The 23,480-nt window shown below is 69.7% G+C and carries 24 protein-coding genes and 3 pseudogenes; 14 read left to right on the top strand and 13 right to left on the bottom strand.

Annotated elements, in window-relative coordinates; genetic code table 11:
• Nucleotides 1-11: 11 nt before the first annotated feature.
• Nucleotides 12-1,364, top strand: coding sequence for a cytochrome P450 (locus tag QEG98_RS03900; RefSeq protein WP_316565790.1), 1,353 nt, complete (start codon nucleotides 12-14; stop codon nucleotides 1,362-1,364).
• Nucleotides 1,348-1,962: a class I SAM-dependent methyltransferase gene (locus QEG98_RS03895; protein WP_316565789.1), complete on the top strand. Its 615-nt coding sequence runs from the start codon at nucleotides 1,348-1,350 to the stop codon at nucleotides 1,960-1,962. Before QEG98_RS03900 ends, QEG98_RS03895 begins: the two co-directional genes overlap by 17 nt.
• A gap of 43 nt (nucleotides 1,963-2,005) precedes the next feature.
• On the opposite strand, the gene QEG98_RS03890 is transcribed toward QEG98_RS03895, so the two are convergent.
• Both QEG98_RS03890 and QEG98_RS03885 read right to left on the bottom strand, forming a co-directional pair.
• Nucleotides 2,006-3,241, bottom strand: coding sequence for an RNA polymerase sigma factor (locus tag QEG98_RS03890; RefSeq protein ID WP_316565788.1), 1,236 nt, complete (start codon nucleotides 3,239-3,241; stop codon nucleotides 2,006-2,008).
• An 18-nt stretch (nucleotides 3,242-3,259) separates the two neighbouring features.
• Complete coding sequence (locus QEG98_RS03885) at nucleotides 3,260-3,637, bottom strand: YciI family protein (protein ID WP_316565787.1); 378 nt, start codon at nucleotides 3,635-3,637, stop codon at nucleotides 3,260-3,262.
• Nucleotides 3,638-3,913: 276 nt separating this feature from the next.
• Here QEG98_RS03885 and QEG98_RS03880 point away from each other — a divergent pair, with 276 nt between their 5' ends.
• From QEG98_RS03880 to QEG98_RS03870, 3 genes are all read left to right on the top strand, one after another.
• On the top strand, nucleotides 3,914-4,723 hold the full coding sequence (locus QEG98_RS03880; RefSeq protein ID WP_316565786.1) for a M57 family metalloprotease: 810 nt from the start codon (nucleotides 3,914-3,916) through the stop codon (nucleotides 4,721-4,723).
• Between the two features lie 241 nt (nucleotides 4,724-4,964).
• Nucleotides 4,965-5,936 (top strand): aldo/keto reductase, encoded by a 972-nt coding sequence (locus tag QEG98_RS03875; protein WP_316565785.1) that lies wholly within the window; start codon nucleotides 4,965-4,967, stop codon nucleotides 5,934-5,936.
• A 144-nt stretch (nucleotides 5,937-6,080) separates the two neighbouring features.
• Complete coding sequence (locus tag QEG98_RS03870) at nucleotides 6,081-6,461, top strand: hypothetical protein (RefSeq protein WP_090486024.1); 381 nt, start codon at nucleotides 6,081-6,083, stop codon at nucleotides 6,459-6,461.
• Nucleotides 6,462-6,530: 69 nt separating this feature from the next.
• Here QEG98_RS03870 and QEG98_RS03865 read toward each other — a convergent pair whose 3' ends face one another.
• The 4 genes from QEG98_RS03865 to QEG98_RS03850 form a co-directional block, all read right to left on the bottom strand.
• Nucleotides 6,531-7,076, bottom strand: a complete 546-nt coding sequence (locus tag QEG98_RS03865) for an SRPBCC family protein (protein ID WP_316565784.1) — start codon at nucleotides 7,074-7,076, stop codon at nucleotides 6,531-6,533.
• A 41-nt stretch (nucleotides 7,077-7,117) separates the two neighbouring features.
• Nucleotides 7,118-7,606: an SRPBCC family protein gene (locus tag QEG98_RS03860; protein ID WP_090486031.1), complete on the bottom strand. Its 489-nt coding sequence runs from the start codon at nucleotides 7,604-7,606 to the stop codon at nucleotides 7,118-7,120.
• A gap of 111 nt (nucleotides 7,607-7,717) precedes the next feature.
• Nucleotides 7,718-8,038, bottom strand: a complete 321-nt coding sequence (locus tag QEG98_RS03855) for a transcriptional regulator (RefSeq protein WP_316565783.1) — start codon at nucleotides 8,036-8,038, stop codon at nucleotides 7,718-7,720.
• Complete coding sequence (locus tag QEG98_RS03850; RefSeq protein ID WP_228558119.1) at nucleotides 8,035-8,592, bottom strand: hypothetical protein; 558 nt, start codon at nucleotides 8,590-8,592, stop codon at nucleotides 8,035-8,037. The genes QEG98_RS03855 and QEG98_RS03850 overlap by 4 nt, the downstream gene beginning before the upstream one ends.
• Before the next feature lie 267 nt (nucleotides 8,593-8,859).
• Here QEG98_RS03850 and QEG98_RS03845 point away from each other — a divergent pair, with 267 nt between their 5' ends.
• The 3 genes from QEG98_RS03845 (at nucleotide 8,860) to QEG98_RS03835 (ending at nucleotide 10,352) form a co-directional block, all read left to right on the top strand.
• Nucleotides 8,860-9,063 (top strand): cold-shock protein, encoded by a 204-nt coding sequence (locus QEG98_RS03845; RefSeq protein ID WP_002635980.1) that lies wholly within the window; start codon nucleotides 8,860-8,862, stop codon nucleotides 9,061-9,063.
• Between the two features lie 93 nt (nucleotides 9,064-9,156).
• Nucleotides 9,157-9,723 carry a DUF99 family protein gene (locus tag QEG98_RS03840; protein ID WP_141254708.1) on the top strand — a complete coding sequence of 189 codons (567 nt, stop codon included), beginning with the start codon at nucleotides 9,157-9,159 and terminating at the stop codon, nucleotides 9,721-9,723.
• Between the two features lie 200 nt (nucleotides 9,724-9,923).
• The gene (locus QEG98_RS03835; RefSeq protein ID WP_174258632.1) at nucleotides 9,924-10,352 is read left to right on the top strand and encodes a hypothetical protein; all 429 of its coding nucleotides are present in this window, start codon (nucleotides 9,924-9,926) and stop codon (nucleotides 10,350-10,352) included.
• Between the two features lie 54 nt (nucleotides 10,353-10,406).
• Here the strand turns inward: QEG98_RS03835 and QEG98_RS03830 are convergent, their stop codons facing one another.
• On the bottom strand, nucleotides 10,407-10,964 hold the full coding sequence (locus tag QEG98_RS03830) for a DUF2378 family protein (RefSeq protein WP_316565782.1): 558 nt from the start codon (nucleotides 10,962-10,964) through the stop codon (nucleotides 10,407-10,409).
• A 55-nt stretch (nucleotides 10,965-11,019) separates the two neighbouring features.
• Here QEG98_RS03830 and QEG98_RS03825 point away from each other — a divergent pair, with 55 nt between their 5' ends.
• A complete protein-coding gene (locus QEG98_RS03825; RefSeq protein WP_316565781.1) occupies nucleotides 11,020-11,805 on the top strand; it encodes a hypothetical protein in 786 nt (261 codons plus the stop codon).
• Here QEG98_RS03825 and QEG98_RS03820 read toward each other — a convergent pair.
• From QEG98_RS03820 to QEG98_RS03800, 5 genes and pseudogenes are all read right to left on the bottom strand, one after another.
• Nucleotides 11,793-14,906: pseudogene (locus tag QEG98_RS03820) on the bottom strand (efflux RND transporter permease subunit). The gene QEG98_RS03825 and the pseudogene QEG98_RS03820 overlap by 13 nt on opposite strands.
• Nucleotides 14,907-14,918: 12 nt before the next feature.
• Nucleotides 14,919-15,737 (bottom strand): efflux RND transporter periplasmic adaptor subunit, encoded by an 819-nt coding sequence (locus QEG98_RS03815; protein ID WP_316565780.1) that lies wholly within the window; start codon nucleotides 15,735-15,737, stop codon nucleotides 14,919-14,921.
• Nucleotides 15,738-15,751: 14 nt separating this feature from the next.
• A complete protein-coding gene (locus QEG98_RS03810) occupies nucleotides 15,752-16,024 on the bottom strand; it encodes a hypothetical protein (protein WP_316565779.1) in 273 nt (90 codons plus the stop codon).
• Nucleotides 16,021-16,752: a helix-turn-helix domain-containing protein gene (locus tag QEG98_RS03805; RefSeq protein WP_316565778.1), complete on the bottom strand. Its 732-nt coding sequence runs from the start codon at nucleotides 16,750-16,752 to the stop codon at nucleotides 16,021-16,023. The genes QEG98_RS03810 and QEG98_RS03805 overlap by 4 nt, the downstream gene beginning before the upstream one ends.
• 98 nt (nucleotides 16,753-16,850) lie before the next feature.
• Nucleotides 16,851-17,525, bottom strand: a pseudogene (locus QEG98_RS03800) (DUF2293 domain-containing protein).
• Nucleotides 17,526-17,644: 119 nt separating this feature from the next.
• Between QEG98_RS03800 and rnz the strand changes: the two are divergent.
• The gene (rnz, locus tag QEG98_RS03795) at nucleotides 17,645-18,568 is read left to right on the top strand and encodes a ribonuclease Z (protein ID WP_011550794.1); all 924 of its coding nucleotides are present in this window, start codon (nucleotides 17,645-17,647) and stop codon (nucleotides 18,566-18,568) included.
• A gap of 2 nt (nucleotides 18,569-18,570) precedes the next feature.
• On the opposite strand, the gene QEG98_RS03790 is transcribed toward rnz, so the two are convergent.
• On the bottom strand, nucleotides 18,571-19,095 hold the full coding sequence (locus QEG98_RS03790) for a hypothetical protein (RefSeq protein WP_316565777.1): 525 nt from the start codon (nucleotides 19,093-19,095) through the stop codon (nucleotides 18,571-18,573).
• Between the two features lie 201 nt (nucleotides 19,096-19,296).
• On the opposite strand from QEG98_RS03790, the gene QEG98_RS03785 reads away from it, so the two are divergent.
• The 4 genes and pseudogenes from QEG98_RS03785 to QEG98_RS03770 all read left to right on the top strand — a co-directional run bounded on the left by QEG98_RS03785 (nucleotide 19,297) and on the right by QEG98_RS03770 (nucleotide 23,445).
• Nucleotides 19,297-20,070: a rhomboid family intramembrane serine protease gene (locus tag QEG98_RS03785; RefSeq protein ID WP_090486063.1), complete on the top strand. Its 774-nt coding sequence runs from the start codon at nucleotides 19,297-19,299 to the stop codon at nucleotides 20,068-20,070.
• 100 nt (nucleotides 20,071-20,170) lie between these two features.
• Nucleotides 20,171-20,866: a hypothetical protein gene (locus tag QEG98_RS03780; protein ID WP_316565776.1), complete on the top strand. Its 696-nt coding sequence runs from the start codon at nucleotides 20,171-20,173 to the stop codon at nucleotides 20,864-20,866.
• Between the two features lie 42 nt (nucleotides 20,867-20,908).
• Nucleotides 20,909-22,710: pseudogene (locus tag QEG98_RS03775) on the top strand (amidohydrolase).
• Between the two features lie 186 nt (nucleotides 22,711-22,896).
• Entirely contained in the window at nucleotides 22,897-23,445 is a 549-nt protein-coding gene (locus QEG98_RS03770; protein WP_244171470.1) for a hypothetical protein, read from the top strand.
• The last annotated feature ends 35 nt before the right edge of the window (nucleotides 23,446-23,480 follow it).

Raw genomic sequence — 23,480 nt, 5'->3', positions numbered from 1 at the left:
AGGACCCTTTCATGCCACAGGTGCGCCTTCCGCCGGGGCCCCAGGGCCACTTCATTGCTGGCAACCTGGTGGAGTTCTCCGAGGACCCGCTGGGGTTCCTCACCCGCTGCGCCAGGGAGTACGGCGACGTGGTGCGCCTGGGGAAGCGCAACTTCCTCCTCAATCACCCGGACCTGATTGAACGCGTCCTCGTCAACGGCGACGGCAACTTCGTGAAGCTCGCCGGAGTGGGCCAGGGCAAGCGTCACAAAGGCGGCTTTCCCGAAGCAATGATGAACAGCGAGGGCGAGGACTGGCTGCGCAAGCGGCGCCTCGTCCAGCCCGCGTTCCATCGCAAGCACGTGGCCGCGTGTGGTGACACCGTGGTGGCCCTCACCGAAACGATGCTCCAGACGTGGTGTCCGGGCGACGCGCGGGACGTGCACGCGGACGTGTCCGCGCTGGCGCTCGACATCGTCAGCCGCTTCCTCTTCCACACGCCCATCGACGACGAGGCCCGCCACGTGGCCGCCGCCGTAGACGCCGTCATGCGGCACACCGACAGCCCCCTGCGTCCGCCCATCTGGGTGCCCACGCCCACCAACCTCCGCCTGCGCCGCGCCCTGGGCCGGCTCAACACGCTGCTCGCGACGCTCGTGCGCCGCTATCGGGAGCAACCGGAGTCGCGCACGGACCTGCTCGCCCTGCTGCTGTCCGCTCCGGTGCCCCTCTCCGAGGCCCAGCTGCGCGATGAGCTGGCGACGATGATCATGTCCGGGCACGAGACGACGGCGGACGCGCTCGTGTGGGCCTGGTACCTGCTGGCCCAGCACCCGGAGGCCGAGGCCCGGCTGGTGGCGGAGCTGGAGACGGTGCTCGGGGGCCGGCTCCCTGGCGCCGAGGACCTTCCGCGCCTGCGCTACACGGAGGCGGTGGTGAAGGAGGCCATGCGCCTGTACTCACCGGCGTGGATTACCAGCCGGGAGGCGCTGCGCGACTGTGAGCTCGGTGGGTTCCACGTCCCGGCGGGAACGATGCTGGCGGTGAGCCAGTGGGTCACCCACCGCGACGCGCGCTACTTCGACGCCCCCGAGTCCTTCCGTCCAGAGCGCTGGCTGTCCGAGGACGCCCAACGCATGCACCGGTACGTCTACTTCCCGTTCAACGGCGGCCCCCGGTTCTGCATCGGCTCGGCGCTGGCGATGATGGAGACGGTGCTCATCACCGCGTGCGTGGCACGGCGGTTCCGGCTGGAGCTGGCACCGGGCTGCGTGGTGCGGCCCCGGCCGGCGCTCGCGCTCCAGCCGCTCGGGGTCCGGCTGATTCCGCGGCATCGCGCTCACAAAACCCAGGAAGGCGAGGTGCGGCATGCGGCGGGAGCATGAAGGGGCAGCGGTCCGGCGCGAGTTCTTCCGCTCGGCATACCTGCTGGGCGCGCCCTGGGACATCGGACGGCCCCAACGGGCCTTCGTCCAGTTGTGGGAGGCCGGCGCGATTTCCGGCGAGGTGCTCGACGTGGGCTGCGGCTTCGCGGAGAACGCCCTCTTCCTGGCGGCCAAGGGCCTGCCGGTGTGCGGCGTGGACATGATGGAGCCGGCCATCCAGCGGGCACGCGAGACGGCGTGTCTGCGCGGGCTCGACGTGGACCTGCGTGTGGGCAACGCCCTGGAGCTGGCCACGCTGGGCCGGCGCTTCGACACCGTCATTGATTCGGCCCTGCTCCACGTCTTCGAGCCTGGAGACCGGCCCGCGTTCGCCGCCAGCCTCGCGAGCGTGCTCCGGCCCGGCGGGCACTACCATGCGCTGTACTTCCGCGACGGACCGCGCGCCGTTCCACCGGAGGCACTGAGCGCGGCTTTCGGGGAAGGCTGGCGCGTGAAGTCCATCCGGGAGGCGCACTACGAGCAGACCGACCCGGAGGGCGCGCAGGCCTGGCTCGCCACCATCGAGCGGCTGCCTCCTTCGTCATCGACGGAGGACTGACTCAGGCGCTGGAGCGACCACCGAGAAGCCAGCGAGGGCGCCTTCACTCCGCCAGCAGCTCGCGGAGCCGCGCTTCCAGGAAACGCCGCTCGGGCGCGGTGCGGACCCTTGCCAGTGCCCGCCGGTAGGCACTCACGGCCTCGTCCTTGCGACCCAGACGCCGGAGCAGGTCCGCGCGTGCGGCCGGCAGCAGGTGGTAGTCCGCCAGCCGTCCGGAGGCCTCCAGGTCGTCCACCAGGGACAATCCGTGCTCGGGGCCGCGGGCCATCGCCACGGCGGCGGCGTGGTTGAGCGCCACCACGGGCCCCGGCGTCAGCCCCACCAGCCGCGCATACAGCGCGGCAATCTGCGCCCAGTCGGTGTCCTCGGCGCGCGGAGCCTGGGCATGCAATGCCGCGATGGCCGCCTGCACCGTGTACGGCCCCCGAGCGCCCATGGCGAGCGCGACTCCCAGCTCCGCCAGTCCTTCGTCCCGCTGCGCGCCATCCCAGAGCGAGCGGTCCTGCCGGTCCAGCAGCACCAGCCCGCCATCCGCCGCCACGCGTGCCCGGCGGCGGGAGTGGTGAAGCAGCATCAGCGCCAGCAGGGACGCCACCTCCGCGTTGCCTGGGAGCAGCGAGCGCGCCAGCCGGGCCAGGCGCAGGGCCTCTTCGCAGAGGTCCACTCGCAGCAATGCGGGCCCGTCCGTGGCCGCGTAGCCCTCCGAGAAGACGAGGTAGAGCGTGTGCAGCACGCCCTCGGTGCGCTCCGCCAGCGCCTCGGGCTCCGGGATGACGTAGGGGATGCGCGCGGTGCGTATCTTCCGCTGCGCGCGCACCAGCCGCTGGGCCAGCGTGGCGGGCGACACGAGGAAGGCGCGGGCGATCTGCTCCGTCGTCAACCCACACAGGCAACGAAGCGCGAGCGCCACCTGGGCCTCGGGTGACAAGGCGGGGTGACAGCAGGTGAAGAGCAGCCGCAGCGAGTCGTCCGGCAACGTCTGCCATTCGGCGTCGTCCACGGATGGCGCCACCGCCTCCAACTCGCCCACGCGCGCCTCCAGGCGAGCGGACCGCCGCATGCGGTCCACCGCCTTGTTGCGCGCGACACGCATCAGCCAACCGGCCGGCTCTCGCGGCACGCCCTCGCGCGGCCACTGATTCAAGGCAGCGGCGAAGGCGTCCTGCACCACCTCCTCCGCCGCGCCGAAGTCGCCGTCCAGCACGCGGATGAGCGTGGCCACGATGCGCCCGTAATCCTCACGGTGCGCCCGTTCGAGAATGGAGGGGGTGTCCATCATGCCGCGCGGGACCCGGCGTCAGTCCTGGGGCATGGTGAATTCCCGCACAGGCCGCACCTCGATGGAGCCGCTGCGCGCGCTGGGAATGCGAGACGCGATGCCAATGGCCTCGTCGAGGTCCCTGGCATCCACGAGAAAGAAGCCGCCCAGTTGCTCCCGCGTCTCCGCGAATGGGCCGTCGGTCGTCAGTCGCTTGCCGTCGCGGATGCGCACCGTGGTGGCCGCCGCCGTCGGCTCCAACTCCTCGCCCGAGATGAAGTGCCCGCTCTGCCGGATGGCCTGCTCGAAGGTGCCGTACTCCCCCATCACGCGCTGGACGTCCGCCTCCGACAGCGTCTCGGCGGCCTTCTCGTTCTCGTAGATCATCAGCAGGTACTTCATGGGTCCGTGCCTCACGGGTGAGCGGGAGAAGAGCCTCCCTGCTTCCGTGGTCGAACGAAACCTCCGTGAATCGACCGCCTTTTCACGGGGGATTTCTTTTCGATGACCCGCCCCCGGTGCCCGCCGTCGAGGCGGGCCGATTCACCCTGAGTCAGAGCAGACTCTCTCACTTCCAGTGAGACTCAAGCCCCGGTTCAGAATTCGCGTAGACCTGTGTGTCCATTTTCCCGGTGCCGGGGTCTTCTTCTCGCTTTTTGTTTCAATTCCGAGAATCCGCTCCGAGGGTCCACCATGGCTAAGTTTCGCTCCATTGCGCTTCTGGCAGGTATCTCCGTCCTTGGCTCCGCGTGCGGCGCCCCTGAGTCCGAGACGCAGGAGACGCAGCAGGTCTCGTTCGAGGAGTTCCGCGCCGGCGCGTATCAGGAGCCCGAGTCCGGTGGTTTCGTCGTCGACGGTGACATCTTCCTGCCGACGGAGTCGGAGCTGCGCGAGTTCTACGAGCAATCCGTCAGCGGCATTGGCACCCAGCGGGGCGCGCTGGCCGTGTATTACAGCGGTGGACGCGACATCAAGTGGAGCGCCAGCCAGGCGCTCAACCTCACGTACTGCGTGAGCACCAAGTTCGGCGGCAACTACACGCGCGTGGTCAACGCGATGAAGAGCGCCGCGGCGGAGTGGGAGGCGGCCGCCAACGTCAAGTTCGTCCACGTCAGCGCCGAAGACTCGAAGTGCACCAACCGCAACAACAACGTCGTGTTCGACGTGAACCAGACCAACACGGCCCAGTACCTGGCGCGCGCCTTCTTCCCCAACAGCGCCCGCCGCAGCGCCAACGTCCTCATCTCGACCACGTCCTTCCAGAACATCGCCCCCTGGACGCTGGAGGGCGTGCTTCGCCACGAGCTGGGTCACGTGCTGGGCTTCCGCCACGAGCACACCCGCCTCACCAGCACCGGCTGCTACGAGGACAACGCCTGGCGCGCGCTGACGCCGTATGACGCCAGCTCCGTCATGCACTACCCGCAGTGCAGCGGCACCCAGACGGGTGACCTGGTGCTGACCAGCGACGACCGCAGCGGCGCCCGCGCGCTGTACCCGTAAGCCCTACGGTCTTCCGCCGGCCCCAAGGGCCACCGCCTTCATGGCGGTGGCCCTTTTTCGTTGCACCAACGCCGCCTCGACACGCGCCCGGGTTGGCTGTCCGACACCTGGCGTGGGTGTCACCGCAAACCCCTGGCCCCCATGCGCCGCGGATGCCCTGAATGCACGGCACCCGCGGGGCGGTGAACGGCCGGGCCGTCCTCGGTGGAGGGAGCCTGCCTCCGGCCATCGAGGAGTCGCCATGAAGTACACGCAATTGGGCCGCTCGGGGCTCTCCGTCAGCCGGCTGTGCCTGGGCACCATGAACTTCGGTTGGACGGCCGAGGAGCCGGAGTCCCACGCCATCATGGATTCCGCGCTCGGCCACGGCATCAACTTCTTCGACACCGCCAACGTCTACGGCTTCGGGGAGAACAAGGGCCGCACCGAGGAGGTCATCGGCAACTGGTTCGCCAAGGGCGACCGGCGGCGCGAGCGCACCGTGCTCGCGACCAAGCTCTACGCGCCCATGGGTGACTGGCCCAACGAGGGCAAGCTGTCCGCGCTCAACATCCGCCGCGCGCTGGATGCCAGCTTGAAGCGGCTGCGCACGGACTACGTCGACCTCTATCAGTTCCACCACATCGACCGCGCCACGCCCTGGGAGGAGATCTGGCAGGCCATGGAGGTGGCCGTGGCGCAGGGAAAGGTGCTCTACGTCGGCAGCAGCAACTTCGCGGGCTGGCACATCGCCCAGGCCCAGGCCATGGCGGCACGGCGCAACTTCACCGGACTGGTCAGCGAGCAGTCGCTCTACAACCTGATGGCCCGCACCGTGGAGCTGGAGGTGATTCCGTCCGCGCAGTTCCACGGCGTGGGCATCCTCCCCTGGTCTCCCCTCCAGGGCGGACTGCTGGGCGGCGTGCTCCGCAAGGAGCGCGAGGGCAAGCGCCGTCTGGAAGGACGCGCCAAGGAAGCCCTCCAGAAGCACCGCGACCGCATCGAGCGCTACGAGGCGCTCGCCGACGAGCTCGGGCATGAGCCTGGAGACGTCGCGTTGGCGTGGCTGCTACACCAGCCCGCCGTCACCGCGCCCATCATCGGGCCTCGAACGTCCGCCCAGCTCGATGCCGCCGTCCGCGCGGCCAGTGTCACACTCGATGCGAAAACACTGTCACGCTTGGATGACATCTTCCCGGGCCACAAGCCCGCACCAGAGGACTATGCCTGGTGACGCACCGGGCGAGACATAAAAGGCTACAAACCCCTCTCAAACGGTCGAAAAAGACACCCATCCATCACAAAGCGAGACCATTGACGACAGGGAATTCCTCTCATATTTCCTGCCGCGGTATCTCCCAACAAAAGAGAGGTTCTCATGAAGTCGATGGCTGGAATCTTCGTCATGGCGCTGGTGATGCTGACCTCTTGCGGGCCTGTGCCCACCGAGGAGCAGCCCCAGGGAGGTAACGACGTCACCGCCGAGGACCACTTCCGCACGCAGGAGGCCGCGCTGACCGGTGACTGTTTCGTGCAGATCGAGTGCGAGGGTGGGAATATCAAGTCGTGCTCTGGCACGGGCTTCGCCTGTTCGGCCAACAGCGCCAACGGCGGCACCGTGACTTGCAACGGCAACGCCCAGACCTGCAGGCCCATCATCCTGGAGCCCACCTGCAGCTGCCGGGCGGATGGCTGCTGCAATCAGCTCTGCGCCCTCACCGACCCGGATTGCCGCTTCGTCCCCGAAGAGCCGAAGTAGACATGGACCTCCGGGTGCGGTCTTCCAAGGGCCGTACCCGGATGCACCGCGGGAGCGCCGGCAACCGCGTTACTCAAAGCCCGGGCGCGCGACGTACTCGGCGTGGACGCGTTCGTAGGCCTCCCAGAAGTCCGGCGAGCGCTGTCCCTTCAGCCGGTCGACCAGGAGGTCGAGGTGCGTATGCCAGCCGCCCGCCACGCTGCGCAGGGCATCCCGGCCATCGAGTCGCACGTGGGTGACGGTCAGCAGGACGCCGTCCTCGCGCTCGGTCAGCTCGAAGCGGACCTCTGACGGGTCCCCGTGGTTCTCCGCCCATGTATAGGCAAACAGGTGCGGCGGCTCACACGCCGTCACGCGCCCCACATTGACGTGGCCCTGTGCCATGTCCGCATGGCGCGACGGTGGGGCGCCGCCTTCCTCCGACAGCTCGGCGTGGCGGAACAGCAGCTCCACCTTGCCACCGACCTTCGTCTCCGTGGGGCCACCCGCGAGCCACAGCCGGCGCTTCTCCGGCTCGGTGAGATAGGCCCACACGCGCTCGATGGGGCCGGGCAGCAGGCGTTCGATACGGACGGTGTCGGAGGACAACAGGCGGGCGTGCGAGTCTCGTTTCATGGCGCCTTCGGTCATGCGTGGAGGTGGGGGGAACCGCGGCGTCAGATGAGGTGCCGTGCGTCCTCGGGGACATGGTCCGGGACGAGCGCGAGCGCGATGCCGTGCTCCAGCCAGGCCTTGGCCCCGGCGAGGAGCAGGTTGAAGCCCCCGGTGCTGTCCAGCGCTCGCGCCACGACGGCCTTGTCGTCACCCCGGAAGCCGGACTCGACGACGCGGACATACGTGCGGTCCGGCGACAGCGCCGTGAAGGTCCACTCCACGAAGGTCATCGCCCCCGGGTCGCCCCACTCGATGCGCAGGCGGGCACCGGGCTCGAAGTCCAACACGTTCACGGTGGCCGACACGCCGTAGGTGTCCCAGAACCACTGCGCCGTGCCGCCGGGCTGGAGCCGCGCGCTGCCCCGGCTGAACCAGAACTTCGTGGTGATTGCGGGGTCCACGAAGGCCGCGAAGACGTCCGCCACGGGACGGCGAATCATCATCATCGCCGTGGCAACCGGCGCACCCTTGTCACTTCCTGTCGACGCCATGACGCCCTCCCGATATTCATCCAGTTGGTTGAGTATTCCTGCAATCACCGCTCGATTGTCAACCGAATGGTGAAATCTCCACCGAGCCCGGGACGGCGTCCCCAGGCGCTTTCAACCGATGACGCGGAAGGCCGGCGGCTCGATGCGCGTGGCGCGGCACTGGGGGCAGGCACCGGGCCGCGTGAAGCGCCTGCGGTCCTTGAAGGTGAAGCCACACGCCAGGCATGAGGCGGGCAACACCTCCAGGCGGGCGCCCTGGACCTTGAGGGATTTCTCCAGGTGCTCCAGGTGTCCGGCCACGTCCTTCTCGGAGATGCCCACCAGGGCGGAGAGGTCCTTCGCGGTGAGGCCGCTCTCCGGGGCGGACGTCAGCGCCGCCTCCAGCGCGCCGCGCACGGTGCTGCCGCGCGCTGGAGGAACAGGGGCACTCACGCGCCAATCGCCCCCGGGTCCGTCGCCAGCTCGCCGCCCAGGTGCATGCCCGTCTGGCACCGGTAGTCCGTCACCAGCGACGCGAGCACGGTCGTCACGCCCACCGCCACGTGGATGGCCGCGGCCAGCGGGCTGCGCTTCGCATAGCCCAGCACGAAGGGCGAGAGGATGGACGCGGCGCCAAAGGCATAGTCGGCGATTTCATGCGCTTCGATGGGGATGAGCTTGGTCAAGCTGATGCGGTAGTCCGTCAACAATGACACACCGAGGATGGTGGACCCCAGGGCAATGCCCGCGGACTTCGCCACGGCATCTCCGGACAACACCCCCGCCACCACCGAGGCCGTCCCGCCCTTGTAGTCCATGAGCGAGTGCAGGTCCTGGGGCACCCACCGGCGCAACGGCAGCCGTCCCAGGAGCGGACGGGAGATGATGCCAGCGGCGGCGCTCCGGTCCATGGCGCGGCGCACGCCCCGCCGGAAGCGCCCTTCCGGAGGCACCGGGGGCGGGACGAGTCTGGGGGTGGACGGGCTCAGGGTCTGCGGTTCAGCCATGTGGCGCTCCTTCCAGTCTTGCCGTCGTGAAGTCGCCACTACGGTAGGCACGCGGCCCGTGACGCACGGCGATGCGCGCCTCGCCTGCCCGGGCACCGAGGGTAGGAAGCCTGTCCACCCGCGAATTCCTGGCTGCTGGGGGACCAGGGGGGCTTCCACTCGGTGGCCCGCCCCGGGCAGACTATGGCTCGCAGCACGGCCCTTCAGTTTCTGAGAGGGCGATATCCGCGGCCACCCCAGCCGCTTTGGAACGAAAGAACGCGATTCATGGCAACCGGTACCGTCAAGTGGTTCAACGATGCGAAGGGTTTTGGGTTCATCGTGCAGGACGGCGGCGGTGAGGACGTGTTCGTCCATCACAGCGCCATCAACATGGATGGCTTCCGCACCCTGCAGGAAGGCCAGAAGGTGGAGTTCGAAGTAGGCCGGGGCCCCAAGGGTCTGCAGGCGCAGAACGTTCGCGCGGCCTGAACGGCGGTCCGGCGAAGCCATGGAAGCCCGGTCTCGCGGATGGCGAGTCCGGGCTTTCTCTTTGCGGGCGCCCCCTGAGAGGCTGCGCGGTCCATGCGCCTGCCCCGCTTCCCGCGTGTCATCGGCTTCGACGACGGCCCCTTCGCGCGCCGCCCCGGCGCCGCGGTGCCCCTGGCGGGCGTGGTGTGCGGCGGCACTCGCTTCGAAGGGCTCGTCTGGGGACGGGTGCGCCGCGACGGCTGGAACGCCACGCGGGAGGTGTGCCGGCTGCTGGAAGGCGGGAAGTTCCTCCCGCAGCTCCACCTGGTGCTGCTGGATGGCATTGCGTTCGGCGGCTTCAACGTCGTGGACCTGCCCCTGCTGGCCAGCCGGCTGAAGCGGCCGTGCGTGGCGGTGATGCGGCGGCCACCGGACCTGGGCGCGGTGGAGCGCGCGCTGCGGCGTCTGCCTCGCGCGGACGCGCGCTGGGCGAAGCTGAAGCGCGCGGGCCCCATCCACCAACTGGGAGGCTTCACCTTCCAGGTGCAGGGCGCGGAGCCCGCCTGGGTGGCCGAGGCGCTGGCGCGCGTGACGGACCGCGGCCTCGTCCCCGAGGCCCTGCGGCTGGCGCACCTCATCGGCTCCGCCGTCGTCACCGGCCAGAGCAGCCAGCGCGCCTGAGCCTTTCCCAGACGGGCTTCACCTCCTGGCGGAGGATTGTGCCGTCACCCCATGCGGGTGCCAGCGCGCGGAAACTTCCACCGGCGCCAGACAACCCAGACACGCTTGCACACCCTTCCAGCCATGGACCTGCCCTGGAGGGCCGCATGGAACCCCGTTTGTCTTCATGTTAATCTTTGCCTCGCGAGGAGGGCGCACGCATGTTCGAAGTCATCAATGACAAGAATCGCCGTACCGTCACCGTGCGGTTGAGTGGGTTCGTCAGGCCGAACGAGATGCGGGACTTCGCGAGCCGGTATCGTCACGAAACAGACTCCTACGGAGGAGGACGACACCTGGTGCTCGCGGACATGCGTGGGCTCAGGACCCTGGAGCCGGAGTCCGCCAGCCTCTTCGGAGAGGTGGTGGCCTACGGCCGGCAGATGGGCTGCGTCATGTGCGCGCACGTCTCGGATTCCACCATCGCCCGGCTGCAGACGGCGCGGGTGGCCTCGGCGGCGGCGGCGGACAACGACATCACGGTGGACTGCGTGTCGCTGGAGGAAGCGCACTCGCAGCTCGCCAAGGCGCGCTCGCGCTACTTCCTGGGCGCGGCTCCGGAAGGCGCGGTGGAGCACGCCGCGCGCTGAGACACACCTCCAGGCGGGGGCAGGACGGCTCCAGCCCATGGAATCCCAGCAGGCTCAGGCCTCGTGGCCGTTGCGCCACGTGAGCCGGTAGGTGACGCCTTCGTCGGTGAAGGCGCGCACCTGCACCTCGGCATGCGGCGCTCCCACGGCGCGCAGGCCCGCGCGTAGCGCGCCTTGCGTGAAGTAGCGGATGGCCCCGGCCTCGTTCATCCACAGGTCCACTTCGGTGGGGGACACGTCGTCCAGGCGTGTCTCCGTGTAGTTGTTCCCGGAGCGGAACATCTGCCGGGCCCGGCTCACGCACCGGCGGGGGCCCAGGAGCTGAATCACACCGAAGGCCGCGCGGCCCAGCACCGTCTCCCGGTAGCCGTCCACCAGGCGCTCACCCAGCAGCGCGTAGCCCACGTCGTCGGGCACGTCCGGGTGCAGCTCGCGCGCGGCCACGCGCACGGCGAAGCACCATGTTTCAAAGGAGTAGGCGGGCTGCAGCTTGCGCTCCAGGTCCACCCCCACCTCCCGCAGCCGCTCGCGGAGCACGGGGGTGACGCGGGCCCCCAGTCCTCGCACGAAGAGACCCTCCAAGGTGTGCTCGAAGACGAGCTTCTCCGGCATGTTCAGCAGTGTACCCTTCCTCCGCTAGGATGTGCGGCGAGGGGGTAGGAATTCCATGGGTCTGCAACGAGAGCTCGCCATCCTGGCCATGAAAGCCACGCCGCTGCCGGGGAAGAAGAACTTCCTGGCGGAGGCCGGTATCGCCACACCGGTGCCCGCCATCCGCGGGTCGATTGGCGCGGTGGCGCATGAACCCTTCATGGCCTTCGACACCAAGCGACTGATGGACCTGCTGGTGGCCTTCACCATCGGAGACTTCCCGGAGCGGGCCGGGTGCTCCAACTACTTCAACCCGCACAGCCCCTGGTACAACGTCTTCTACGGCGCCTACGGCATCCGCTCGTACAAGCGGGATGGCAGCCCGTGGGGATTCACCCGCGACGGCCGCCCGGACCTGGACGAGATGCTGGAGATTCCGCGGCTCGACTACAACTTCCTCACGGCCGGAGAGCTGGGCTGCCCCGCGTCGAAGATGTGCTTCGAGGTGCTGGACGTGCGCCAGGGCCGTGAAGGCCCGTGGCACATGGCGGAGGTGGGCTGCATCATCCCCAGCGGACTGCACCGGGTGCAGGACGCGCAGGCGCCGGACCTCACCTACTACGCCGTGTTCGGCGTGCCAGAGGAGGACTACCTCGTGGGCGGCCGGGAGAGCTACGAGCCGGTCCGCATGCGCGGGCGAATGTACTTCCGCCCCGTGGCCGAACGCCTCACGCTCGTCTGGGGCGGACTCTGCCCGGACACGCCCGACGGCCAGCGGCTGATGGGCGCCATCGTGGATGCGATGGCGCCGCTGTACGCGGGGGATGAACGCCCCCGAGCCTGTGGACCTCAGGCCGCCTGACCGGGCTTGGGCTCCACCGGTGCGGCGGCGCGGCGGCATCGTCGCGCGGAAGGCGGCGCTTGAAGCCCAGGCGCTCCATGCCGGCGAACACCACCGGCACCACCAGCAGCGTGAGGAAGGTGGAGGTGATGACGCCACCAATCACGGAGATGGCCATGGGTGCGCGGAACTCCGAACCCGTGCCCGTGCCCACCGCCGTGGGCACCATGGCGATGGCCATGGCCGCGCTCGTCATCAGGATGGGCCGCAGCCGGCGCGGACCCGCCTTGAGCAGCGCTTCGTCCACCGTGTCGCCTTCCCGCAGGTTCTGAAGCGCGCCGTCGATGAGCAGAATCGCGTTCTTCGTCACCAGGCCCATCAGCAGGATGATGCCAATCATGGCGCCCATGGACAGGTGGAAGCCCGTGACCACCAGGCCCAGCAGCGCGCCCACCAGGGCCAGTGGCAGCGACACCATGATGGTGAGCGGGTGCTTGTAGGACTCGAACTGGCTGGCGAGCACCATGTAGATGAAGACGAAGGCCAGACCGAACGCCGCGCCGAAGGCGTCGTTCTGCTCGTCCAGGTTCTTCATCTGCCCGTCGTAGATGAGCGCGTAGCCCGGTGGCAGCGGTTGGGCCGCCACGCGCGCCTTCAGCTCCCGGGCGATGTCGCCCAGCGCCGCGCCCGGGCCCAGCTGCGAGTACACGGCGATTTGCCGCTCGCGGTTCTCATGCTCGATGAGGCTGGGGCCGTTCTTCATCTCCACCCGGGCCACGTCCGTCAGCGGGCGCAGGCCGCTGGGCGTGTACACCTCCAGCTGGCGCACGCGCTCCGGCGTGGCGCGGTCCTTCTCCGACAGGCGCACGCGGATGTCCGTCTCGGTGATGCCCTCGCGCAGCTTCGCCACCACGTCACCGCCAATGGCCAGCCGCAGCTGCGTGGCCAACGCGCCCGCGTGCAGGTCCACGTCGCTGGCGCGCGCGCGGTCGATGAGCACCTGCATCTCCGGCTTGGGCGGGTTGGACTCCACGCGCACGTCCGCGGAGCCCGGCAGCTCGCGGAGGATGCCCGCGACGCGCTCGGCCTCCTCGTTGACGCGCGCCGGTCCGGTCCGGTGATGCGCACCATGATGGGGTAGTAGTCGCCCATGCCCTCCAGGATGGGCGGGTCGCTCAGGTTCACCCGCGTGCCCACCAGCCCTGGCTCCAGCAGCGCGCGCGCGTCCTCCTTCAGCACCTGGATGCCCTTGGCGCGCGCGTCCTTGCCCACCGTCAGCACGCGCATGCGGGACTTGTTCACATCGCCGTCCTTGCCGACGATGGAGTAGACGTCCGTCACCTCCGGGAGCTGGCGCAGCAGCGCCTCCGCGTCGGCGGTGCGGGCCTCCGTCTCCCGGATGCTGGCCGAGTCCGGCAGCGTCAGGTCCACGAAGAACTGCGAGCGGTCCTCCGCGGGCATGAACTCCATGCCCAGACGGCTGGCGCCTCCGAAGGACACCACCAGCAGCACCAGCGTGAGGCCCATCGTCGTCCACTTGTGCGCCAGCACCCAGCGGAGGATGGACTCGTAGACGCGCTCGGTGCCGTCCAGGAAGCGGCGCAGCGCCGCGGCCACCGCGTTCTCCTGGCGGACCTCCCCCGGCACGCGCCGCTTCGCCAGCCGCGCCGACATCATCGGGTCCAGCGTGAAGGAGATGAACAGCGAAATCAGCACCGCCACGGAGATGGTGATGCCGAACTGCCGGAAGAACTGGCCGACGATGCCGGGCATGAAGGCCACCGGCACGAACACCGCCACCAGCGACAGCGTGGTGGCGAGCACCGCCAGGCCCACGTCCTTGGTGCCGTTGGACGCGGCGCTCTCCGGGTCTTCACCCTTCTCCAGCCGGTGGGTAATCGCCTCGCGAACCACCACCGCGTCGTCGATGAGCAGACCGATGGCCAGCGACAGGCCCAGCAGCGTCATCTGGTTGAGCGTGTAGTCCAGCACGTACATCACGAAGAAGGTGCCCAACACGGAGGTGGGCAGCGCCAGCGCCGAGATGAAGGTGCCGCGCACGTCCAGCAGGAAGATGAGGATGATGAGCACCGCCATCGCGCCACCGAAGATGAGCGCCACCCAGACCTCGTGCGCGTTCTCCTGGATGATGTCCGACTGGTTGATGAGCAGCGTGGCCTGGAAGCCATGCCCCACCACCGAGCCCATCTGCGCCATCACCTGCCGCACCGCCTCGCTCACCGCGACGGTGTTGGAGCCCGGCTGCTTGACGATTTCCAGGATGACGGCGTCCTGCCCGTTGAGGCGCGCCAGGGTGCGCCGCTCCGCCACGCCGTCCGTCACGCTGGCGATTTCGCCCAGCCGCACCTGCGCGCCCGTCGCGCTGCGCGCCACCGGCAGGTCGCGGATTTCATCCACGTTCTGGAACTGCCCCAGCGAGCGCACCGTCATCTCGGAGGCGCCCAGCTGGAGCCTGCCCGCGGGCAGGTCCAGGTTCTCCGACGCCACGCGCTGGGCGATGCCCAGCGGGGACACACCCGCCGCGCGCGCCTTGTCCAAATCGATGTCGATTTGCACCTCGCGCGTGTCTCCCCCGTGACGCGCACCTCGGCGGCGCCTTCCAGCTGCGCGAGTGCGGGCTTCACGCGGTCGTCGATGAGCCGGCGCAGCTCCTGCGAGGGCAGCTCCGCCGAGACAGCGTAGGTGAGGATGGGCGTGGCCCCCAGGTCCACGCGGCCGATGACGGGCGCGTCCGCGTCCTGGGGCAGGCGGCTGACGATGCCAGCGACCTTGTCGCGCACGTCCTGCACCGCGCGGTCCAGCGGGGCGGTCATCTTGAACTGCACCACCACGATGCCCACGTTCTCCCGGCTGTAGGAGTGAATCTTGTCCACGCCGCTGATGCCAGCGACGGCGTCTTCGATGGGCTTGATGACCTGCGTTTCGATTTCGCCCGGACCCGCGCCTTTGTAGACGGTGTTGATGACCACCACCGGGAAGGACACGTCCGGATAGAGGTCGGTGCCCAGGCGGCCCAGGCCCATGAGGCCGAGCACGACGAGGCACAGCGACAACATCGCGGTGAAGACGGGCCTGCGGATGGAGACGTCGCTGAGCAGCATGGGGAGGGCTCCCTACTTCACGGAGACGCGGGCGCCCTGCGACAGGCCCGGAGTGGGGTGGTCAACGACGGAGTCGAGCGGCGAGGACGCCAGCACCACCACCTCGCCCTGCTCGCGCCGCTCCAACACCCGCACGTCCACGCGGCGCACCTGACCGGACGCCACCACCCAGACATGGTCCCCGTTGAGGGCCGACAACGCGGTGCCCGGCAGCACCTGGGCGTCCTGCACCGGCCCAGTGAGAGGACCGCCCGCGCCAGCGTGTGCGCCACGAAGCGGCCATCCGCGTTGGGGACGGCCAGCTCCACCGGGATGCGGCGCGTGGCGGGGTCCGCGGAGGAGGATGGTGCGCACCACCGCCTCGTCCGAGGACACGCGCGCGCCCACCGACTCCACGCGCACCTTGGCGCCGGGCTCCAGCTGCGAGCGCAGGGCCTCCGACACCGTCGTCTTCAAGAGCAGCGTGTCCAGGCGCTCCAGGTTGAACAGCGGCGTGCCCGGCGCCACAGTCGCGCCCGTCTGCTCCGGTGCGTCGATGATGGTGCCGTCGAAGGGCGCCCGCAGGTCGTGCCGGCGGCGGGACGCGCGCGCCTGGGCCAGCTGCGCCTTGGCGGCCATCCACTGCGCCTGCGCCTGCGCCGCATTGGCGCTGGCGGTGCGGTGAGCCACCTCGCTCACCCCGCCCTGCTGCTGGAGCTTCTCGTTGCGGGCGGCCACGTCGGCGGCCATGGTGGAGGCGGCCTCCGCGGCGGCCACCGCGGCCTCGGCCTGGGCCACCTGCGCGTCGGCAATCTCCGGGTCCAGCTGCGCCAGCACGTCGCCCTTCTTCACCCCCTGCCCCTTCTTCACCCGGACGACCGCCGGCGGCCTCCCACCTCGAAGCCCACCATCAATCCCTGCGCGGGAAACAGCGTCCCCGTCACCGACTCGCTCGGCGCGGCCCGCACCGTCCGCGCGGAGACGACCTTCACCGTGGGCACCACCTCCTGCGCCAGCCCCTTGGCGGGCGGCGACGACGAGGCATCCGCCTTCTGGCATGCGGTCAGCGACAGCACGGCGGTGGCCATGCCCGCCGCGGCGAACACGCGGACAGCGGACGGCTTCAGGTTGGGTTTCACGAGCGTTTCCTCGGGGTCTTTCGGGGTTTCTCGGCGGCGGCCCGGGGCCGGCGCGCAACACGCTTGGACGGAGCGGGCGACGCCGGACGGGTGCCCTCCTGGCACAGCCGCTGGAGCGTGTTCGCCCACGCGTTCAGGTCCGGCTTCTCATCCAGCCGCGCCATCTGCGTGGAGAGCAGCAGGAAGGACCCGACGATGATGGAGGCGAAGATTCGCGCGTCCAACTCCGGGTCCATGGCGCCAGCCTCCTGCAGCCGCCGGAAGTCGTGGGAGATGCGCTCCACCTGGGCATCCGTCACGCGCCACAGCAGGGATTCGAACTCCGTGCCCTGGCTGCCGCTGGTGAGGACCAGGGACACGTCCCGGAACTCCCACACCCAGTCCAGGGCCTCCAGGTCGTGCTCTTTCTCCAGTTGGAGGAACCGCAGGTAGCGCTCGCTGCGCTCGATGCGGTCCTGCGCGCCCGGGATGCCGTGCGCCTGGAAGAAGCCCTCCATGCGCGCCATGCGACGCCCGTTCATCTCCATCAGCCCGGACTCGAACGCGCCCACCACCTCCCCGAACAGCGCCTCCTTGGACGGAAAGTGCAGGTAGAAGGCGCCCTTGGACAGCCCGCACGCGGCGGTGATGTCCTCGATGCGCGCCCCCTTCAGCCCCCGGCGAGCGAACTCCCGCCGGGCCGCGGACACCAGCGCACTGCGAGCGTGAGGGTCGGCGGGACGGGCCATGCTGGCCGGATTCCTAACCCGCCGGTCATTAACCACGCAAGGTTTCTGAACACCGGGTCAGTAACCCAAGAGCTGCGACTGTGGGTGCGTTCCGCCGCTCAGGTCCGCGTCAGCGCGGTGCACAGCGGGCACGCGGCGGGCCCGTGGGGGTATCGCGGCGGTGCAGGTCCAGCACGGCGCGGGAGATGTCCGCCAGTTCCCGGCGCACCTCCCGCCGGGCGCCCTTCACCCGGGCGATGCGCATGTCGTCGTAGCGCGTGGTCTGATGTCGCATCCACGCGATGACGGCGGCCTCGGCGCGGCGCTCCAGGGGATGCGCTCCGTGCGGGCCACGGTGCCGCTGCCCACGGGGGTGGCATGGGTGGCGACGAGCACCGCCATGCGCTTGGCGTGCGGCAGCCACGCCGGGGAGAAGGCGAGGAAGCGCAGCACGGCGTTGGCGAAGTCGACCTCGTAGGCCTCCTGCTCGCGGGCGCGGCGCTCGCGTCCGGCGGCCAGCTTCTTCTCGTAGGCGGGGGTGGCGCGCTCGGCCTCGAGGGCGGCGCGGGCGTGGAGGATGTGCGCTTCCGGCGCCCACACGCCCCGGGAGAACAGCTTGCGGCCCACCTTCTCCGCCACGGTCCAGGAGGGCCCCGCCGCCTTCACGCGGCGGGTGAGCCCGGCGTCACCGGGGGAAGCAGGGCCCAGCCGTCCGGCACGGTGAGCACGCGGCCATCCGGCGCGCGCACGCGGCGAGGGTCCGAAGTCGGCGCGAAGGTCAGGGATTCAGGCATGGTGAAGTCCGAGGTCGGGGGCGGCCACATAGCATGGGTGCCTCCAACCCTGGTAAATGGCCCCCTCGCGTCGGCGGTTGCCTGGCGCGGGAGGTCCTCAACGCGTGGGAAGTGCCGGCATGTCCCTCCTCAGGCTCACGTTCCTCGGTACATCCGCCGCGCAGCCCACGCTGCACCGGAACCTGTCCGGACTCGCGGTGAAGGCGCACTCGGACCTGCTCCTCTTCGACTGTGGCGAGGGCAGCCAGCGGCAGATGGTGCGCTACGGCACCGGCTTCACCGTGGACGCGGTGTTCTTCACGCATTTCCACGCGGACCACTACCTGGGCATCATCGGCTTCCTGCGCACGCTGGGCATGACAGGGCGCTCCGAGCCCATCCACCTGTACGGCCCGCCCTCCGCGAAGCGCCTGCTCCACCAGGCCGTCCACCTGGGCGTGGAGTCCATGTCCTTCCCAGTGGAGATTCACGAACTGAAGGACGGTGACGTGGTGCCGCGCAAGGGCTACGCGGTCCACGCGGTGGGCGTGGACCACCGCATCAACGCCCTGGGCTACGCGCTGGTGGAGGACGACCGGCCCGGGCGCTTCAACCTGGACGTGGCGCGCTCACTGGGCGTGCCGGAGGGTCCCAGCTTCGGAAAGCTCCAGCGGGGCGAGCCGGTGACGCTGGAGGACGGGCGGACGGTGAAGCCGGAGGACGTGCTCGGCGCGCCACGCCCGGGGCGCCGGCTGGTCATCTCCGGGGACACGCGCCCGTGCCCGGCGCTGGTGAAGGCCGCGAAGGACGCGGACCTGCTGGTCCACGAGTCCACCTTCTCCGACGACGAACAGGAGCGGGCCGTGGAGACCCGGCACTCCACCGCGCGGGAAGCGGCGCGTGTGGCGCGAGAGGCGGGAGCACGACGGCTGGTGCTCACCCACCTCTCCAGCCGGCACGACACCGACCCCTCGAAGCTGCTCACGCAGGCGCGTGAGGAGTACCAGGGGCCGGTGGAGGTGGCCTTCGACGGGTTCACCGTCGAATTGCCCCTCAGGGACTGAGGCTACTGAATCTTCTCGGACTCGGCGAGCAGGGCCGACGCGGACTCGGCGTCCACGCGCTGGACCAGCTCCCACTCCAGCGCCTCGTCCCGGGTGATGTTGCCGCCGTCGGCGCGCACGGCGGGCTCGGTGATGTCACTCGCGCGGCCGGACGTGTTGGCGGCGCCTGCGGACTGCGTGACGAGCTGCCGGGTGAACTCCACCGAGCACTGGCCCGGGCCCTTCTCGATGCCGCGCACCAGGTAGCGCACCTGGGTGGTGCCCAGCGACGACGGGGCGCCCTGCATCAACCACTCGGTGGTGGCCTCGAAGCCGCTCTGGGCCGTCTTGAAGGAGTAGCCCTTCTCCTTCAGCAGGGCGAGCGCCTGCGGATACACCTCCGCCACGGGCTTGCGGTAGACGTGGTTGCGCGCCTTCTCCAGCAGGAAGGCTTCGCGGCGGCGGCCGGCGCAACCAGTGGTGGTGAGGGACAGCGCGGCGACCACGAGGAGCGCGGCGGCGCCGCGCGACAGCATCGACAGGTTCATTTCTCAGGACTCCACGGGAGTGTGAGGCGGCTCAACATCCCTCAACCTTCTTCCCGCCGCCAAGTCTCCCCGGGGATGGTTTCCCTGGGCAAGCATCCCACCCGCTCCGTCCGTATGGGTGTCCATGCGTCCAGCGCCGCACATCCAGGCCCCCTCCGCCGCCGCGCCCGGCCAGGGGAACGCGCATGATGGGGCCCCCACATGATTCCCATCAGCGACGACAACCCCACCCTCCGCACTCCCGTCGTGACGTACCTGCTGCTCGGCACCATCGGCTTCGTCTGGGTCTTCATCCAGGGCGCGGGCCTGGACGCCTACCGGCTGGCCGCCAGCGTCTGCAACCTGGGCATGGTGCCGGGCGAGCTGACGGGCAAGGCGGCGCTGGGCCTCCCCGTTCCCCTGGGAGATGGGCTGGCGTGTGTGGTGGACAACGAGCCCATCAACCTCCTCACCCCCATCACCTCCATGTTCCTGCACGGCGGCTGGGGACACCTGCTGGGCAACTGCCTCTTCTTCTGGGTCTTCGGCAACAACGTCGAGGACAGCATGGGCCGCCTGCGCTTCGTGGTGTTCTACCTGCTGTGCGGACTGGCCGCGGCGGCGGCGCACCTGCTGGTGGACCCGGGCTCGCCAGTGCCCACGGTGGGCGCGTCCGGCGCCATCTCCGGCGTCATGGGCGCGTACCTGCTGCTCTATCCACGGGTGCGGGTGAACATGCTGTTCATCATCGTCATCTTCATCCGCGTCTTCCCCGTGCCCGCGTGGGCGGTGCTGCTGTGGTGGTTCGGCGTGCAGCTCTTCAGCGGCCTGCCCCAGCTCAACACGGTCAGCGCGGAGGCGTCCGGCGGCGTCGCCTTCTGGGCGCACATCGGCGGCTTCGTGGCGGGCATGGCGCTCATCAAACTGTTCCAGAACACGCGCTACACGAACCAGCGCACGTCGATGCGCCACCGGCTCCATCCCAACCATCCGTGATGGGGGCCTGACTTTTCCGCATCCGTGAATTGCCAGACTTCGTGAACCACTGCGTATCCAGGCTGCTGGGGCCAGACACCTGAAGGAAGCGCAGATGCGGATGAGCAAGACGAAGCGACAGACGCTGGGGTTGACGATGGGCGCGGTGCTCGCGCTCACGGCCTGCGGTACGGAGCCCATGGAGCCGTCGCCGACGCCCGTGGAGACGGACGCGGTGGAGCGCGTGGACGCGCAGGCGGCGGACGCGAAGCCGGTGGACATCATCGCGCTGGAGAAGCAGCTGCTGGAGACCGGCCTGGCGCCGCCGGCGCAGTGCAATGACCCCTCCTGTGAAGGCGGCGGTGGCGGTGAGCCCGACCCCGACTGGCCCTACTACACGCTGTTCTGGCGGGCGAACCTGCTGTCCCTGAAGTGCATCACCACGTCGGACATCGACGGCAACGACGAGGCCTGGCTGGAGGCAGAGGTCACCGGCGACCATCAGTCCGATGTCATCTGGAACGACGATTACATGACGCCGAACAAGCGGGTGGAGTGGAGCCCCCTGAATTCCTATCCGCCGCCGCTGCAGTTCACGACGCAAACGGTGGGCGCGGGCGGCAAGCTGGTGGCGCTCTGGGACAAGAGCATGCACATCTTCGATGTGCAGGAGCAGATTGGCTGGACCACGCTGCGTGGCCAGACGGGCACCTTCACCGCGATTCTCGAAGGCCACGGTGGCAAGTACGAGCTGACCTACCAGGTGGAGTCCACGGGCTGCTCGCCGCGCACGCAGCCCTGCCCCACCAACCTGTAACCGTGCAGTGACGTCAACGCGCCTGGAGGGGGACGCCCATGCTTGGCCTCCCCTTCCAGGTGCGCCAGAGTGTCGCGCCGGACGCGCCAGGAATTGGCGCGGGCTTCCAGACAGGTGCCAGACATGACGCTACGACGACTCGGTGGTGGACTCCTCGGGGCGGTACTCCTTCTGACAAGCCTTTCGGGCTGCACCCGGCGCGTGCCGCCCGTGGATGACAACCCGGCCCCCGCGCCGGAGCCCACCGCCACCACGACGGTGTACGTGGCCCAGCGCATCCGGACGCTGGACCCGGCGAAGCCCCAGGTGGAGGCGCTCGCGGTGAAGGACGGCAAGGTGCTGGCCACCGGCACCCAGGACGAGGTGCTCGCGGTCGCCGGCAAGGACGCGCGCGTGGTGGACCTGGGCGGCGCCACGGTGGTGCCGGGCCTCACCGACGCGCACGGGCACCGGCGGGCCTGGGCCGCGGCCTGGTGACGGTGGACCTGCAGGGCGTGGATACCAAGGAGGAGGCCCTGGAGCGGCTCGCCTCAGCGCCCTCCTCCGCGTTCCAGGGCGAGTGGCTGCTGGGCCGCGGCTGGGACCAGAACGACTGGCCGGAGAAGACCTTCCCGTCGCGCGCCGACCTGGACAAGCGCTTTCCCTTGCGGCCGGTGGCGCTGAGCCGCGTGGACGGACACGCGCTGTGGGTCAACGGCGAGGCGCTCCGCCGCGCCGGCATCACCCGTGACACGAAGGACCCGGCGGGCGGGCGCATCCTCCGAGGTGAGGGCGGAGAGCCCACCGGCATCCTGGTGGACAACGCCATGGAGCTGGTGGAGTCCGTGCTGCCGCCCGCGACGGACGCGCAGCACGCGGCGCAGTTGACCGCGGCGCTCCAGCGCGGCGCGCAAGTGGGCCTCACCGGTGTCCACGACGCGGGCATGGACCTGCGCACCTTCCGCCTGCTCCAGCGCTGGGACAAGGCAGGCAAGCTGCCGCTGCGCGTCTACGCCATGGCGGATGGACAGACGGGCGACCGGGAGACGTACCTGAAGGACGGCCCCTATGAGGGGCGCATGCTCACGATGCGCGCGGTGAAGCTCACCCTGGATGGCGCGCTGGGCAGCCGGGGCGCGGCGCTGCACCAGGACTACAGCGACGAACCCGGGCACCGCGGCCTGCTGCTGCTGTCCCCCGAGGAGTACGAGGCGCGCGTGCGCGCCTTCATGGCGCGGGGCTTCCAGGTGTGCACGCATGCGATTGGAGACCGGGCCAACACGGTGGTGCTGGACGTGCTCGCGCGCGCGGCCGAGGCCACCGGCACGCTCCAGTCCGGCCGGCACCGCGTGGAGCACGCGCAAGTCATGCGCCCCGAGGATATCGAACGGCTGGGCCGCAGCGGCTTCATCGCAAGCGTGCAGCCCACGCACGCCACCAGCGACATGCCGTGGGCGGAGGCCCGCGTGGGAGCGGAGCGCATCCGCGGGGCCTACGCGTGGCAGCGGCTGAAGGCGTCCGGCGCGGTGCTGGCGCTGGGCAGCGACTTCCCCGTGGAGCGCCCCAACGTGCTGGCGGGCCTGTACGCGGCGCGCACGCGTCAGGACGTCCGGGGCCTGCCGGAAGGCGGCTGGTACGGGGAGCAGCGGCTGAGCGGGCAGGAGGCGCTGGAGGGCTTCACCGTGGGCGCGGCGCACGCGTCCTTCGCCGAAGCCCGGCGCGGCCGGCTCCAGCCCGGCATGGACGCGGACTTCGTGGCCCTGTCGGTGGACCCGGTGGACGGGCCCGTCACCGCGCTGCCCGGCGCCGAGGTGCGGCTGACGGTGGTGGCCGGCGTGGAGGTCTACCGCGCCTTCCAGCGCTGAGCGCTCAGGACAGTCGGGGAATCCAGGGCGCAACGTGGCTGTCGCGGGGAATTGGCGTGTACTGCTATTTCCGCCGTGTCGTGGAGTGCTCTAGCATGCGGCTTTGCCGCAACCCTCCTGTGAGCCAAGGCCGGCTCACAGGTTGGAGCGGGGGGTATCGCAAGCGTGACAGCCTCATTGTCCGGAGTGAATTACAAGGGCTTCACCGTCCAGAACCTGCTGGCCTACGTGCACGAGCGCTTCGGCGAGGACACCGCGCGTACGGCCGTGGAGTCGCTGCTTCCCGAGCTGCAACCCCACGCGGACCCGCGCACGACGCTGGCGGTGGGCTGGGTGCCGGTGGAGACGTACTTCGGCATCATCCAGCACGTGGTGGACCGGCACTTCGACGGGAAGCCGGAGGGGGCCCACACGGTGGGCTACGAAGTCACCCTGCGAGACATCCACTCCATCTTCAAGATGGTGCTGCGCTTCACCACGCCCAACATGGTGCTGGGGATGGCGCGGCGCATGTGGCGCTCCTACTGCGACCAGGGGGAGCTGCTGCACCAGGAGGAGAACGGCACGGGCATGCTGCTGCTGCGCCATTTCACCTACCAGACGCCGGTGGCCCTCCATGAGATGGCGGGGGGCTTCAGGGCGTACCTGGAATGCTCCAGCGCCAAGAATCCGCGCGTGGAAATCGTCACGCCGGACAAGGATGGGACGCTGCGCTGGCGCATCGTCTCCGGGTAGCGAAGGCTGCCCGGTGCGGTCCGGGCAGCCCACCG

The sequence above is a fragment of the Myxococcus sp. MxC21-1 genome, assembly GCF_032612255.1.
Lineage (GTDB): Bacteria > Myxococcota > Myxococcia > Myxococcales > Myxococcaceae > Myxococcus > Myxococcus virescens.
The sequence above is the reverse complement of the archived record's forward strand: the minus strand, read 5'-3'. Positions and strand labels throughout refer to the sequence as shown.